Source organism: Flavihumibacter cheonanensis (assembly GCF_022352215.1).
GTDB lineage: Bacteria > Bacteroidota > Bacteroidia > Chitinophagales > Chitinophagaceae > Flavihumibacter > Flavihumibacter cheonanensis.
In genome coordinates this window covers 1,546,926-1,562,992 of record NZ_JAKRWF010000001.1, presented here as the reverse complement: position 1 = coordinate 1,562,992, position 16,067 = coordinate 1,546,926, and the positions used below count along the sequence as shown (strand labels likewise).

The window sequence follows — 16,067 nt, the reverse complement described above, 5'->3', positions numbered from 1 at the left end:
GGTAGAACAGTCAATATGAGAAATATACTTCGTTGCATTGGAATTGTTTGTTTAATCAGTACGTTAACCGGCTGTTTCAGCTCTACTGCACCAGAGGAAGTGGTTTTGGTGGATAAGAAGGAAGAAGTGCCCATGGTGGTTAGTGAACAGATTCATGAACTGCTTCGCTATCTGACGAACCGGGATGGATATCTTAAGGATAGTGTACTGCTGACGGAATATTCCCTAATGCAGGAGTTTTATGAAAAAAACGGATATCATCCGGTCTGGAGTGAAGCTGATCTCTGGAAGCCGGCTGGAGACAGTCTCTTCTTTATGATAAGCCAGGCAAAATCCTATGGACTGTTTCCAACTGATTATCATCATTCCCTTTTACTGGAAATCCGGAATAAAATAATCCTGGATTCTGTTAGCAGGAAAAATGCAGCACTTTGGGCAAGGGCCGATCTGTTGTTGACAGATGCCTGCTGGAAAATGGCTCATCATCTGAAATATGGGCATCTGAACCGCGACAGTATAACCATTCGAAAAGATTCGGCATTTTCGAATGAAGAGAAGCTGAATCTGCTGGGAGCCCTCCATCGTAACGGGCAGGTACAAACGATGTTGAACCGGATGGAGCCAAAGCATAAAGGGTACCAGGATCTGAAAAAAGGACTGGCTGCTTTCCTTGCGAAAGCAAATTTTCAACCTGTTGAATCCATTCAGTACCCTGCTTCTGATTCCATGGCATTTATTCAGCAGGTAGGTAAAAAATTAAAGGCAATGGGATTCCTGGACAGTAGCTGGGTAGCCGGAGATGACTCGCTTGTCTTTGCCAAAGCGGTTAAAAAATACCAGGCATCCAAGGGCATTGTTACAACAGGGTTTGTTGCCCAGCTAACGGTAGCCAGTCTGAATACTACCGATTGGGATTATTTCAAAACAATAGCGCTTAACCTGGATCGTTACCGGCAGTTGCCTGACACTATGCCGGAAACCTATTTGTGGGTGAACCTGCCGGCTTATCAGCTGGAAGTGATGGATTACGACACCGTTGCACTTCAGTCAAAAATTATAATTGGGACCCCTAAAACGCCAACACCTGTATTAAATAGTTCCATTACGAATTTTATCACCTATCCACAGTGGACAGTACCTTACAGCATCATTTTTAAAGAAATGTTGCCTAAAATCAGGAAGGATATCCAATACCTGGCCAAGGAAAACCTTATGGTAGTGGACCGCTACGACAGTGTAATTGCACCTGAAACAATTGACTGGAATAAAGTAAATAAAAACAGTTTCCCCTATTTGCTGCGCCAGCGACAAGGTGATGATAACAGTTTGGGTGTAATGAAATTCAATTTCCGGAACAAGTACAGCGTATATCTGCACGATACCAATGCAAGAGGTTTGTTCTCAAAGGACAACCGGGCGCTTAGCCACGGTTGCGTGAGGGTCCAGAAATGGGAAGATTTGTCGCATTTCCTGGTTCGGAACAACGAAATACGGTATCATCCGGATACAATCAGGGCGTTGATACAGCGCCAGGAAAAAAAAACCATCAGTGATTTCCCGCAGGTACCAATCTATATTCGCTATATAACGGCCACAGGTGCCGATGGAGATATTCGGTTTTTTCCCGATATTTATGAGGAAGACAAACGCCTGAAGGAAAGGTATTTTTCTTCCAAATCAAATAATCCATGACTGTAAAAACCGTATTATCCATCCTGGGATTTCTCGTTTTACTATGCCCTGTAGCTTCATTTGCACAGGATTCCACCAAACTTCCGCCGGCTAAAAAAAGAATCGTCAACCTGGATTCTGTCCAATATGGGGTGGCCAGTTACTATGCGGCTAAATTTCAAGGGCGTTTAACCGCAAGTGGTGAAAAATACGATTCCACGAAACTAACGGCAGCGCATAATGGACTTCCATTCGGAACCTGGGTAAGGGTAACCAACCGAAGAAATAAACGTTCTGTGATTGTAAAAATCAATGATCGCCTGCACCATGCCAATACGCGGGTGGTGGACTTGTCTGCTGCAGCGGCCAAAAAGCTGGGTTTTTACTCAAGGGGGCTCACCAAAGTGAAGGTAGAAGTGCTGGGAAAAAAGAAACCAGTTGAACAATAGACACCTACCAATAATAAATAATTTCCAAGTTTAAGAAGGAGGGTTTATTTTTGCGGCAGTTTAAATAAACTACGCATATGAAGAAATTAATAGTTTCATTGTTGGTTGGATGCACTGTAACTTCTGCTGTATTCGCACAAAACAATGAGTATAAAAAGCGCCCCGCACTCGGAATTCATTTCTTCGGTAATGACTTTGAAACTCCTGAGAAAATCCGCAATTCCTCTTTGAGTACTGTTTTGAAAGACAAACAGTGGGCAAAACTGGGTGATCACAATTTTGGTTTTGGAGTGAATTACCTGAAAGGTTTGACAAATCACCTCGATTTCTCAACAACCCTGGGTGTTTCTTTCCTGGATTACCCGATTCGTGATAAGGGTCCCGTTGGCGATGGTGCATTGTTTGAGTGGGATGCCATGGTGAATGCCAAAATGCTGTCTGACAAGTATTGGGTTACTCCCTATTTGTCTGCCGGTTTGGGGGCTTCCAAATTCAAAGGATATTATGGTGCAATTCTTCCAGTGGGAGTAGGTTGGCAGGTAAACTTCTTTGACGAAGCCTTCCTGTTGATCAATTCTCAGTACCGCATGAGAATTACCAATACAACGGAGAACCATTTTTACCATAGCATAGGTTTCGCCGGAAATATCGGTAAGCCCAAAGAAGTAAAAGTAATTCCTCCTCCGCCTCCTCCAATGGTTGAACCAGTTGATACCGATAAGGATGGTGTAGTGGATTCAATTGATGCCTGTCCTGAAATTCCAGGTCTTGCCTCTTTGCAGGGTTGTCCGGATAAAGATGGTGATGGCATCGCTGATAAAGATGATAAATGCCCGGATGTACCTGGTATTGCCCGTTATAACGGATGTCCGATTCCAGATACCGATGGTGATGGCATTAACGATGAAGAAGATAAATGTGTGGACGTTGCAGGTGTTGCCCGTTACCAGGGTTGCCCGATTCCTGACCGCGATAACGATGGTGTGAATGATGAAGAAGATCGTTGCCCGGATTTGGCTGGTCCAGCTGATAATGGTGGCTGTCCAAAACTGGAAGCGTCTAAATTCAACGCAAGCGCAGTTCAGTTTGTAACCGGAAGTGCAACACTTACAGCCGCTGCCCGCAAGGAACTTGATAAAGCTGCCCGTATCCTCAATGAGCAGTATCCGCAGTTGAAAGTTGAAGTCGGTGGTCACACGGATAACACGGGTAAAGCTGAATTCAACCAGAAGTTATCTGAAAAGCGTGCTGCTGCCGTAGTAGCTTACCTGGTTAAGAAGGGTGTAGCCGCCGATCGATTGAATGCGATAGGATTTGGCCAGGATCAACCAGTTGCTGATAATGGCACTGCCGCCGGTCGTACACAAAACCGCCGGGTTGAATTCAAGGTTAGTCAGTAATCGAATACTTATAGTTTGTATAAAAAACTGGTCCGCCAACGCGGACCAGTTTTTTTTTCGGAAGATTGCACTAATGAAAGGGCGCTATCAATTCCATTCAAAGCTGGTGCTGCGGACACCGCAGTTCCCACTTTCAACAAACCTGAATTCCGGGAATTGGCAGGAATTGTTGAAAGACAAGCTTTTCATGGAAGCTGTTTACCTGGCATCACCGGTACTACATACAGCCTGCGTGAAATGGCTGGAAGGGGAGGAAACCGATGCACGTGCAATTAAAAAAATGCAACAGGCAATACTGAAGTATTACACACGAATGTATAGCAGATGTACTCCTTTCGGACTCTTTTCAGGCTGTGCTGTAGCGAATTGGAATACGGGGGATACGAAATTGGTTTTGGATCAGGATCAATTTTATCGTCATACGCGGTTTGATATGCATTTTCTCTGTGCACTTGCCCAGTATCTGGCAGGGGCATCTGGTATAAAGGAGAAACTTGGATTTACGAGGAATTCAACCCTTTACACAATAGGTGATGAAGTAAGATACATTGAATACTATTACCAGGAAGGGAATCGCGTCCATAAAATCAGTTCTATTCAGCGTACCGAATACATTGATCGGGTGTTATTGGCAGCTACCGATTTTAAGCGAATAGAAGAATTGGCGACTCAGGTGGTGGATGCGGAAATTTCAACCGAAGAGGTGAAGGAATTCATTCATGGATTAATAGATGCCCAGGTCCTGGTCAGTGAATTGGAACCAGCCATTACAGGACCGGAGTTTATTTTCCAGCTTAAATCTATTCTAGGCAGACTGGAAGCGGAAAATCAGGAAATGCTGAGCGTTCTGATTGATTTTTTAACGGGTATAGCAGAGAGATTGGAACAATTGGATATTCAGCGTATCAATCCCGAAGCGGCTTATGAAGAAATCCAGAAAGAACTGGTTCGCTTACCGGTTGCCTTTGATGCCGGCAAACTGTTTCAGTGTGATCTCTTTTTTTCTCTGGAACAAAACCAGGTGCATGACCGGTACCAGGATCAATTACTGGAAGCTTTGGCGGCATTACATCGCCTGAGCCCTGTGCCGGCACAGGAAATGCAGGAGTTTATTCGATTGTTTAAAGAGCGATATGAAGATCGGGAAATGCCATTGCTCGAACTCCTGGATACGGAAACAGGTATTCCATACCGCGGAAATTCGGGAATAGAATTAAGCCCCCTGCTCAATGATTTTGTGTTTATCCGGCCCGATGTGCCGGAAACTCTGCCCTGGGGAAAACTGGAAAAATTCTGGGATGCAAAAATCCGGCAAGCGCTGGAAGAGCGGAAATTGATGATTGAACTGGACGAAAAAGACCTGGAACAATTCCAGGAAGTGGAATTGGTTGCTGCCCCTTCTTTGTCACTTATGTTTCGGCTGCTTGATGCGGAACAATCGGTTTTATACCTGGAGTCTGCAGCTGGTTCCAGTGCTGCTAATCTGTTGGGCAGATTTGCACATGGTTCGCCTGAAATTGGAAAGATTGTGAACGATGTAACCCAACGGGAGCAGGAATTGGACCCTACCATTTTATACGCAGAAATTGTGCATCTGCCAGAAAGCAGAGTGGGGAATATTTTGCTACACCCGGCATTCAGGTTATATGAGATTCCTTACCTGGCAAAAGCTTCGGTGCTGGATGAATTCCAGGTTCCGGCAAGTGATTTACTGGTTTCTGTAAGAAACAACCGGGTGGTCCTGCGATCAAGGAAATTAAACAGGGAAATTATCCCGCGCTTAACCAGTGCACATAATTTTCGAATCCAGCCACTTCCGGTGTATGAGTTCTTATGTGATCTGCAAAGCCAGGGTATTTCCGGAGGCTATCAATTTAATTGGGGAGGAGTTGCCCGGGTTTATAAATTCCTGCCTCGGGTTCAATATAAAAAAGTGGTATTGCATCCTGCTACCTGGAACCTTGAAAAAGCGGATTGGGAGGAGTTGCTAAAGGCTGATGAAGTGGATCGCGATCGGACCTTGCAAACCTGGCTAATCAAATGGAAACTGCCAGAAAAAATTGTACTCGCGGATGGGGATAATGAATTATTGATCAATTTTTCCGACCCCTTGCTGAGGCAGCTGTTCCAGGATATTTTATCCAAACATCAGATGCTGATAATTAAGGAATTTCTATACAGCAACCATACTGGTGTCCGGAATTCGCAAGGAGCATTCCACGCAAATCAGTTTATCGCAATTCTGCAGAAGCAGGAAGCAACCTATTCGGGTTCGTTGCCCGAACCGAACTATTTACCTGTTGCAGACCATTTTTCGATTGGATCGGAGTGGTTGTACGTTAAGTTATATTGTGGAAGTCGATCTGCGGAAAAAATTCTCACCGAAGCCCTGTATCCGCTAACACAATACCTCGAAAAGGAGGGGCTGATCCAAAAATGGTTCTTTATACGCTACCTGGATCCTCATTTTCATATTCGGTTCAGACTTCAACTCAGGGATCCGGAGCTATTTGGAAAAGTCATACAATTAGTTCATTCATCCATTTCTGAATTCGAGCAACAGGGATTTATCTGGAGAGTCCAGTTGGACACTTACCAGCGCGAAACAGCGCGGTATGGTAGCCGTTCGATAACAGCAGTCGAAGCGATTTTTCATCAGAATAGTATTGCAACTGTACATTGGTTACGTAATACGGAAGGAGATGAGCGGGAGCATGCGAGGTGGCTTTGGGGCTTGAAAGGAATTGATGTATTACTTAATTGTTTTGGATGGGATCTTGATAAGAAAACTACACTAGTAGAAAAACTGAAAAACGCTTTTGCGGAAGAATTTCATACAGGGAAACTCTTAAAGCAGCAATTGGATTACCGATACAGAAAATATCGTGATCAATTGAAGCGTGAGCTGGAAGCCGCTATTGGAGCGGATTTCAGAGTTGCTGAAATAGAGTCTGCAGTGCGCGAGATATTATTTCTTCAACAACAAAAGCTGCTGGATCCAATTCTGGAGGAGTTGGTTGCAAGCCTGATACATATGCAATTGAATCGCCTCTTTCCATCACAGCCGCGGCAGCATGAAATGATCTGTTATGATTTTTTGTATCGTTATTATTATGCTGAAAAAATGCAAAAAAAACCTGTTCGTACCTAGAATACGTCAGTTGGTGTAATAGATAAGGTGGTGCCTGTAGGCCGGGATAGTTTCGTCAGATAATTCATTCATTAAAAATAAATCATCTGACAATGAGACCCGAGCAAATCAAATCCAAACTGAATATCCAGAAGAAAACTATTGCTATTATGGTAAAGCAGGCGGAAGTACCTACCAGTCAGCAGCCTTTCGTAAAGGGGAATGATATTCGGTTTATACCGTCATTCATTGAAGTATGCGGTCCATCTACTCCGAAGCCAACTACAAAAGGCGGGATTATGATTTAAACTGGTCTTTTTTTGGTGGCTGCATTCAGAATTTGTAACTATATGCTGAAATAATTCTGAATGCAGGAAAAAATGCACACCAAATTTCTAAAGCATTTGCTTGTCTGGGTTACATGGATCGGAACAACTCAGATGATGGTTTTAGTGACCAGAGGTGAGATTGTGATTTTACCATCATTAGCTTATTACATACCCAGTATTGGATGGTTCTATTTTTGCACTAACATCTTGTTTAAGGGTATTTTTGCAAACCATAAAACAAGGATACGAAAGGTTGTGCTTTTGTTATTCTTGTTTCCTGCTTTCTATTTTTTAAGGTATTTGATACTTTTGTTTTATGGTCAATTTGATTTTGTTGAGTTTGTCAAAAACAGAGAAGAAATTGGCTATTCGTTAGCTTATTACATGCAGTACAGCATATTTGCACTTGGGTACTCCTATTTTATCTATTCCCTCGAACGACAAAAGCGAATCCAGGAACTTGAACTAAATAACCGCCAGCTGGAAATCCAGCAACTTCATACCGAATATAACTTCCTGAAAGCCCAGGTAAACCCCCACTTTTTATACAATACCCTGAATACACTGTTTTCTCATGCCCAGTATTATTCAGAAGAACTGGCCGATAACATCCTGAAACTGTCTGAAATCATGCGCTATAGCATAGAGGGACTAGATAAGGATAATGGCATGGTTAACCTTAAAGATGAAGTTCATCACCTCCATAACCTGATCGATATCCACCAGCTAAGGTTTTCCAACGAACTCCAGATTGACTTTTCAGTAAGCGGACCGGTGGGAGATTTTACCATTCCACCGCTCGTATTCATTACCTTTGTTGAAAATGCGCTTAAATACGGCGAATTAAAAAACAGCTCCCATCCTTTGATTATCCGGCTGGATGCCTATCAGGACAGGATTCGTTTTTATTGCCGTAATAAGAAAAAGAAAAAAGTGTTTGAGAAAAGCAGTGGAATTGGTATCCAGAATGTTTTGAAACGACTGGATGTTTCCTACAAAGGGAAATATGAAGTGGAAACAAATAATGAAGAGGAATTCTATACGCTGGAGTTAACCCTGTATGTATGATATCGTATGGTTAGATGCATGATTATAGATGATGAGAAGGCAGCAATTGATGTGCTGGTGAATTATGTTTCCAAGATTGAACACCTGGAACTGATTGCTACCTCCACCAATCCAATTACTGGAATTGATCTGATCAACAGGCATAAGCCTGATTTGGTATTTCTTGATATCCAGATGGAAGAAATGAGTGGTATTGATATCCTTAAAATTGTTGGTAATCATACCAGGGTTATTTTTTGTACTGCCTATTCTGATTTTGCATTGGATGCATTTGATTATGAAGCGGTGGATTATCTGATGAAGCCAATTGCATTTCCTCGTTTTATGAAAGCTGTACAACGTGCTATGGGAATTATCATGGCCGGTAAAGTGGCAGTTGTTGATACCATTCCGAATGATTACATTTTTGTGAAAACAGAACAAAGAGGAAAACTTGTTAAAATCAATTATGATGAAATTGATTTTATTGAGGGACAAAAAAATTACGTCGCCTTTCACAAAGGCAAAGAAAAAATTCTGACCTTGCTTAATTTAAAAGATATAGAGGATCGGTTACCCAAAAATATATTTGTACGTGTACATCGCTCCTTTATTGTGCCGTTTAAAAATATTGTTTCCATAGAAAACAATATTCTCAAATTGCGGAACCGGGTGGAACAAGTTCCTATTGGTGATATTTACAAGGATCAATTGGTATCCCGTACCAGGGATAGTACCATGAAATAAGGAATATGTCCTTACAAATAGCCAGTTAGTGTATTAAACTTAGATTTTGGGAATACGGCATTTACTTTTATCCTGTAAATAAAAGTTATGCAAGTCAACCCATATCCTGTTGATTTTTCCACACCAACTTCATCAGGTATTTCAAAAGATATTATCAGCCAGATCAAAACGATTGATCACTCAATTAGTATTGGCAATGCTGCTAATGATTCACTTTTCCTGGGAAAACTCGGATTATCACTTTATCATTACACCAGTTTTGAGTATACCGGTGCCGAAGAACACATTGAAAAAGGCCGCAATTATCTGGATGAAGTGTTTAGTCATTTCAATGAAAGTGGTAGTTCTTTATTAAACCCTTCCTTGAGTACAGGACTAGGCGGGTTTATGTCGCTTCTGAATTATCTTACTAAAAAACAATACATCTATCAGGATCTCCATGAGTTTGAGGAGATTGATAAATTTTTGCTGAAACAGGCACTTCATCAGGTTGATCATGATTTCAATGATTACCTGCATGGTGCATTTGGAGTGCTTAATTATTTTATTGACAGATTACCTGATCCAGCCATTCAACTGCATGCAGAATGTCTGATTGAAGCAATACTTAGAAAAGTAGTTCACAATAAACAGGGAAGTTTTATCAGGAACTATATTGTTTCAAAAGAAGAAACCAGTGAGATCAATCTTAGTTTGTCACATGGACAAACAGGCTTCATTCTGGTTCTGTTAAAAGCGTTTGAAGAGGGGGTGCTTTTTGAGCAGTTGCATGATACCATACGTTCCATGATTTCCCTGCTCTTAAAACAAACGATGCCAACTGATCCTGAAAATAACAGGTATTCTATATTCCCAAATTCCGTTCATGAAGCAACCAAAGAAAAAACATATAACAACAGACTGGCCTGGTGTTATGGAGATTTGAATCAGGCTTTCCTACTCTATAAGGTTGGGCTGAGCTTTGGTATTAAACAATATATAGAAATAGCCGATTTGATTGGTGCCAGCTCACTGGAACGTTTAGACGCCTCCTCCACCATGTGCGTTGATGCTCAGTTTTGTCATGGCGCTGCAGGTATTGCTGCCATGTACAATTCCTTATCCACCGTCAGCGGTCATGCTTACTATAAAAAAGCTTCAACTTCCTGGATTCAGCGATGCCTTGAATTATTGAAACGTGGGCATATAAATCTGGATTATGAGGATCGGGATCTTTCTCTTTTGGAAGGTTTGCCAGGAATTTCACTGGTGCTGCAGGATGCAGTATATCCCAATAAAGGACAATGGAAAGAATTCTTTTTGATAAACTAATGTACCATTAAACCTGTGGCCTGCTCATCCGGAAGGGCTTCTTCCGAATGAGTGGGCCACCTATGAAATTTTATTGTTCCTTGTTCTTCTTACCTCCAAAAATCTTTCTCAATATTCCTTTTTTCTTAGGTTCATCAGCGGGTGTGTCTGGAGCTTTTTTATCGTTTTTCTTTTCTGACTGCCGCGCTTCCTTTAATACATCCTGTTCTTCCTTTGGAATCTCCGACTCAATAGGTACATAGTTATCAACCGGATCCATCAGGTATTGATCAGCTGCTCCATTACCCTGGTCTTCACCTTCCGCACCCGGCAGCGGCGCCTGGTCAATTATGTTCATGTAATCGTACATCACTTCATTGCGCATTTGTTCCGGTTGCGCAAAACGGGCGTCCTTGTCTATACCAAGTGTTTTGTCTGCATAAACTTTCTGGAAAAAATACTCCCAAATTGGTCTTGATGCCTGTCCGCCATACCCGAGGTTGTTTTCGATACGGATAAATCGATCATCACATCCTACCCAGGTTCCACCCAGCAACTGTGGGGTAAATCCAATAAACCAGGCATCGGCATTGTCATTCGTGGTTCCTGTTTTACCCGCCATCTCGGCAGCTCCCAATCGGGCTCTTAAACCTGCGGCTGTGCCTACTTCTACTGGTCCGCCTAACATTTTTGTAGTTGTATAGGCCGCAGCTTCACTAATTACCTGGTTCATTCGGGTCTGGAAACTTTCGAGCACGTTGCCGTTACGGTCTTCGATTCTTGTAATATAAATGGGTTCGGTGCTGAATCCGTTATTGGCAAACATGGTATAGCCATACAACATTTCATACATAGACAAATCCACTGCACCCAAACAAATAGAAGGGTAGGGGTCCATTTTACTTTTAATATTGATATTGTGCAGGAATTCAACAAAACGTTTGGGCCCTATCTGCTTCATAATATAGGCAGTTGCACAGTTGTAGGAATAAGTGAGGGCTGTTGCCATTGATACTGTATTTCCTTTACACACACCCTTTGCTGGTACCAATCCGAATCCTGGAAAATCCTGTGCTACATTTTCAACCGGAGTTTCCGGTGTAAAACCTGCTTCTTCTATTGCCTGACAATATAAAAATGGTTTGATGCTGGAACCTACCTGACGTTTGGTATTAATATTAGCGTGATCAAACTTATAGGTTTTAAAATCAATTCCACCTACCCATGCTTTAACTTCACCTGTAATCGGATCCATTACCATAAAGGAAGTTTGCAGCATTTGGCGATGGTATTTAATGGAATCCAGCGGAGTCATCACCGTATCCTTTTCCCTGCGTGAATTCCACGCAAAAACTTTCATCGGTGTTTTGGTTTTAAAACTTTTCCGTAATTCTTCTTCTGTCATTCCATCTTCTTTGCCATTTTTCCAACGGTCGCTTGCTTTCATGGCTGCTTCCAGTACACTGTTCCGCCCTTCCCAAACCGTTCCTTTTTTTATGGAAGACTGGGCATCCATGGCTTTCTGTAATACCGGCATGTGTTTGGCAACTGCTTCTTCCGCATAGATCTGCATGCGTGGATTGATGGTTGTATAAATTCGCAATCCATCTTTGTAAATATCATAAGGTTCACCGGTAGCAGGGTTGGTGGTTTCCTTACACCATTTCTTTATATCTTCTCTGAGTACTTCACGGAAATAGGGTGCTAATCCGGCAGTTTCATCCTGCTTCCGGTAATTGAGTGCTATCGGCTTTTTCTTCAGTTTAGCTCCTTCTTCTTCTGTGAGGTACCCGTTTTTGGTCATCTGGTCCAGTACTACATTACGGCGACTAACAGCCGCCTTCGGGTTTCTTCTTGGATTGTAAAGGGTATTCCCCTTTAATAGTCCAATCAATACAGCTGCTTCCTCAGGTGCCAGACGGTCGGGCTCTTTTTGAAAAAATGTCAGCGATGCATTGCGGATACCATAAACATTCTCTCCAAACGGAACTGTATTGAGATAAAGCGTTAATATTTCCTGTTTAGTAAAATTTCTTTCCAGCTTAATGGCGATAACCCATTCCTTCAGCTTCTGCACAACGCGAAGGATTGGATTTTTGGAGCGCTCAGCAAACATGTTGAGCGCCAACTGCTGTGTAATGGTAGAGCCACCTCCCTCCCGTCCAAGGAATATAATGGCACGCAAAACCGATTTTCCATCAATTCCTGAATGATCAAAAAAACGTTCATCTTCCGTTGCTATCAGGGCATTTACTGCATGTTTGCTGATATCCCGATACTCCACATTACTTCTGTTGCCCCGATCCCGAAAATATTTTCCCATTAGTGTTCCATCTGCAGCATACACTTCTGTTGCCTGGAGTATAGACGGGTTCTCCAATTCACTGAGAGAAGGTAGTTTGCCAAACACTCCGAGATTGATGGATAAGATCAACACCAGGAAGAGTCCAAAGCCAATGAAGAAAATTTTCCAAAATACGCGTGTTACCTGTTTCATATTGTTGTTTTTCGAACGGAGCTGTTTACTTTAAATTAGGGAATACCTGTTGCAGAAAACTTCTGTACGCCGGCAAATTGGTGCTGTCAAGTAATAAATTCAGATTGTCTTCCGCTACCGGCATAAAATAATAGTTTTCCTTTTTCATCCAGGGAATGATATCACGTTCAGCCAGTGCTTTTGCCCTTTCAATATAATCGAGTGCAGCAGCTTCATTTGCCATGCCGCGAATAGTAACCAGCTTCACCGTATCAGCAATTGAAGTAATGGCTACATTCATTGGCTGGTTATAATATTTTTCCCGGTGATAGCGATCAAATGCATTTTTTGTTTCATTAACATATACGGGATCCACATTCGTTAGTACAATTACAACAAAATGGGGTTGTTCTGCATGGCGACTGAACAATGGTTTCTCCGGCAATTTTGGTGCCTCTTTCTTAAGACGCGTACTGTCGGCTTTTGGTGGCGCTACAATCGTTTTTTGTACCGGTACAGCAGCCTTGATATCTTTTGGAGCAGGCGTTTCAGTTGCTTTTACTACTGGAATTGGTTGAAAACGGGTGGAGTCATCCGCCTGCCTTTCTACTTCCAGGTTGGTTAGATAGCTTTCAATTTCCTTTCTCCTTCTCAACACATCAATCATGGTATTTACCTTCTCTGAAAGTGCATGTTCCGGAAACTGGCGTTTGAGTTGTTCCAGTACGGTTATTGCGATGCTGTCGTTTTGCTGTTTGATATAATAGATGGATTCAATATACAGTAACTGTGGTGTCCAGTTATGAGGACCGTATAAACTATCCGCAGTACGTTTGGCAGCAACAGCCTGCTCAAATTGTCCTGATAAAAACTGATTGTAGATCTGGTCATACGTAGCGGTAGCCTGCCGGCTTTGTGAACTGTCAGCCGCCTGAACTGCAATTGGATCTTTGACCAGTTGCGCTTGCCGCGATTGCGGGAATTTTTCATTCAATTGTTTCGTGGTGACCGATAATTCCCCCTGCTTACCCAACATCCTGTAACAGATAGTCAGATTATAGAGCACATCTGCTTCCAGTTGTCCACCCGGATAATTTTCAAGCAACCACTCATATTCCGTTGCAGCACCCGCATAATCTTCGAGTTTATTCTGAAGGGTAACTGCAATAAGATAACGGGCTTGGGCAACCGAATCTTTAGATGTCTGCAGCTTTTCGGGGGTCAGCGGAATGTTTTCCAGTAATTGATCGAGGTTGGTGTCTTCATCTGTTTCTTCGGGGAGATCCTGCTGATTGCCTTTCTTTTCCTTGCTGAATACAGGATTGCTCTGGCTGCTGCTTCTTCGCCAGTTATCGGTATTGGGACGATTACCCCATTTATTGCGGAACTCATTAAATCCCCTGCTTTTAAGCGAATTGTTGTAGAAATAAAATTCCGTAGAACTGCCAGAAGCAAAAAGGTCAGCAGGTGGTTGGTTTCCTGCATTATTGAAGCCCGGAAAGTTATTGCCTGCAGGTGCATTGGCATTTTCGAGCGCTGCCTGCTGTTTTCTCAGTTGACGAAGTTTTTTCTTAAGAATATCCATTCGTTCGGCTTCTGGCATAGCAGCCAGGGCCTGCAGACTGTCCTGACGGTCGATAATTTCCAACTGGGCTACAACCACACTCAACACCTGCTTTCGTTGTTCCAGCTTCGGGAGTTCAGCCTCTGCAATAAGACTATTTTCGACGCTGTCATAATAAGCTTTTGCCGGTTGGTACTGTTTCTGTGTAAAAGCGACATCGCCAAGCAGCAACCAGATCCGCGCTTTTTGCTCAGGATTTTGCACACTGTACCGAATGCCTTTGAGCAGGTGTTGCTGTGCTTCCGTATATGCCTGGTTCTGGTATTCCAGTTGCCCGATACTATAGTAAATCAAATCGCGATAGCTGGCATATTTCTCGCGGCGGGCCATCTTTTCAAGTGTTTGAACCACTGTTTTCCAGTTTCGGCCCTCGCTGTTTCCGGATAACAAGGCGATCTCCAATTGCGCTGCAACTTCCATTACGGGGTTTAGGGTGTGGTTAGAAGCCTGCTCAAAGGCATCGATCGCCTGGTCTGTTGATCCTGCTTTCTTAAATAACTGACCCATTAGAAATTCCCAACGGGCTGCTTCCTGCTTGTTATCAGCTGCCGGAAGCGCCTGGCCGAGGTAAACAGCAGCACTGTCGTATTGCTTCAGATTATAAAAATAGTAGGCCTGCATTTCATGCAGCTTTGGATGGAGCCGTTCCGGAAACTGGGGGTCATTGCGGAGGGTCTGGATCAACGTGGCTGCTTGTCCGGTTTCATCACGTTCAAGGTGGGTCCGGATCAGCCAAATAAGTGCATCGTTACGGCTGGGCGGCCTGGAGAAAGCTTTATCCAGCAAATTTCTTTTTTCTGCAGTAGACACTTTCAGCGCATTACCTCCTTCTGTGGAATTGGAAGCGATCACCCGGTCGTACCCATCCGGATCTTTTGGATGGAACGCGTAGTTCATATACTGGAAAGTCATATAGGCTGAATCCAGGGTATTCCTGAATAAATAAGCCTGTCCCATGGCCAGGTAGAGATTATCCATCCAGTCGCTCCGCAAATCATGCAAAAAGACCCCCGCATTTACCTTATAAATAACAGAATCCAGCTCCGTTTTCTGTGCAGAAGTAGCATCCAGGCTATAATTATAAAAGGAAAGCAACTCGGAATAGCGATCGATATGTTGCAATTTGGCAGCCTCCAGTACCTGGGTCAGTTTGGTTTCTGCATTGAACACATAATTATAATGTGTATAGGTATTCTGGAAAAAGCGGCGCGGCGCAGTAAATTTTTTTTCACCGGTTTTTTCGGCCCGGAGGATCCGGTTTTCGTATTTTTTAGGCTTTTGCTGCTGAAGGTCCGGGTCAAGCGTAGGCTGCCCCATTCCAGGTAATCCAAAGGAAAGGAATAGTATAAAGGGGACAAGGTATGGGAGGCCCTGGATTTTAATCATCTGCGCAAACTAAATTGATAATAACATACCCACAAGAAAATTATTTTAAAGTTAGCCAAATAATTTGGCTCGAATTTTATGTAAGTTGTGGCGGCTTAACGTGAAAAACTGAACAATTTTAATGCCTGAAAACAATACCAATACCACCCTTAAGCGTTTACGTAACAGGTACCGGCTGGTTGTGATGAACGACGACAGTTACGAAGAGGTGGTAACCTTCAAATTATCGCGGCTAAGTGTTTACATTGGTTTGAGTACCATTTTTGTGTTATTGACCAGCCTGACCGTAGCTTTAATTGTGTTTACACCGTTAAAGTTGTATATTCCGGGTTACGGATCGGCCAGTGCGACCAAAGAATTGAGACAATTGAAGATCCGTACCGATTCGCTGGAACAGGCGATGTATTATAAAGATCAGTATTTGTTAAATATTAAACGGGTATTACAGGGGGAGGAGCCAGTAGCATTGGATACAACCCTGCTGAATATACCGGTAACTGAAACAACCACCGATTAAA

11 protein-coding genes are annotated in these 16,067 nt (G+C 42.9%); 9 read left to right on the top strand and 2 right to left on the bottom strand.

Annotated elements, in window-relative coordinates:
• Nucleotides 1-15 precede the first annotated feature (15 nt).
• The 8 genes from MD536_RS06935 to MD536_RS06900 all read left to right on the top strand — a co-directional run bounded on the left by MD536_RS06935 (nucleotide 16) and on the right by MD536_RS06900 (nucleotide 10,084).
• Nucleotides 16-1,692, top strand: a complete 1,677-nt coding sequence (locus tag MD536_RS06935) for a L,D-transpeptidase family protein (RefSeq protein WP_239597058.1) — start codon at nucleotides 16-18, stop codon at nucleotides 1,690-1,692.
• Nucleotides 1,689-2,120, top strand: a complete 432-nt coding sequence (locus MD536_RS06930; RefSeq protein WP_239597057.1) for a septal ring lytic transglycosylase RlpA family protein — start codon at nucleotides 1,689-1,691, stop codon at nucleotides 2,118-2,120. Before MD536_RS06935 ends, MD536_RS06930 begins: the two co-directional genes overlap by 4 nt.
• A gap of 77 nt (nucleotides 2,121-2,197) precedes the next feature.
• Entirely contained in the window at nucleotides 2,198-3,520 is a 1,323-nt protein-coding gene (locus MD536_RS06925; RefSeq protein WP_239597054.1) for an OmpA family protein, read from the top strand.
• Nucleotides 3,521-3,593: 73 nt separating this feature from the next.
• A complete protein-coding gene (locus tag MD536_RS06920) occupies nucleotides 3,594-6,671 on the top strand; it encodes a lantibiotic dehydratase (protein WP_239597052.1) in 3,078 nt (1,025 codons plus the stop codon).
• Between the two features lie 92 nt (nucleotides 6,672-6,763).
• Entirely contained in the window at nucleotides 6,764-6,958 is a 195-nt protein-coding gene (locus MD536_RS06915) for a hypothetical protein (protein ID WP_239597050.1), read from the top strand.
• A gap of 405 nt (nucleotides 6,959-7,363) precedes the next feature.
• Entirely contained in the window at nucleotides 7,364-8,047 is a 684-nt protein-coding gene (locus tag MD536_RS06910) for a sensor histidine kinase (protein WP_239597048.1), read from the top strand.
• Nucleotides 8,048-8,053: 6 nt separating this feature from the next.
• A complete protein-coding gene (locus tag MD536_RS06905; protein ID WP_239597047.1) occupies nucleotides 8,054-8,773 on the top strand; it encodes a LytR/AlgR family response regulator transcription factor in 720 nt (239 codons plus the stop codon).
• 87 nt (nucleotides 8,774-8,860) lie between these two features.
• Nucleotides 8,861-10,084, top strand: a complete 1,224-nt coding sequence (locus MD536_RS06900; protein WP_239597045.1) for a lanthionine synthetase LanC family protein — start codon at nucleotides 8,861-8,863, stop codon at nucleotides 10,082-10,084.
• Between the two features lie 70 nt (nucleotides 10,085-10,154).
• On the opposite strand, the gene MD536_RS06895 is transcribed toward MD536_RS06900, so the two are convergent.
• Both MD536_RS06895 and porW read right to left on the bottom strand, forming a co-directional pair.
• A complete protein-coding gene (locus MD536_RS06895) occupies nucleotides 10,155-12,560 on the bottom strand; it encodes a penicillin-binding protein 1A (protein WP_239597042.1) in 2,406 nt (801 codons plus the stop codon).
• Nucleotides 12,561-12,585: 25 nt separating this feature from the next.
• Nucleotides 12,586-15,549, bottom strand: a complete 2,964-nt coding sequence (gene porW, locus MD536_RS06890) for a type IX secretion system periplasmic lipoprotein PorW/SprE (protein WP_239597041.1) — start codon at nucleotides 15,547-15,549, stop codon at nucleotides 12,586-12,588.
• 121 nt (nucleotides 15,550-15,670) lie between these two features.
• On the opposite strand from porW, the gene MD536_RS06885 reads away from it, so the two are divergent.
• Complete coding sequence (locus MD536_RS06885) at nucleotides 15,671-16,066, top strand: hypothetical protein (protein WP_150847649.1); 396 nt, start codon at nucleotides 15,671-15,673, stop codon at nucleotides 16,064-16,066.
• The last annotated feature ends 1 nt before the right edge of the window (nucleotide 16,067 follow it).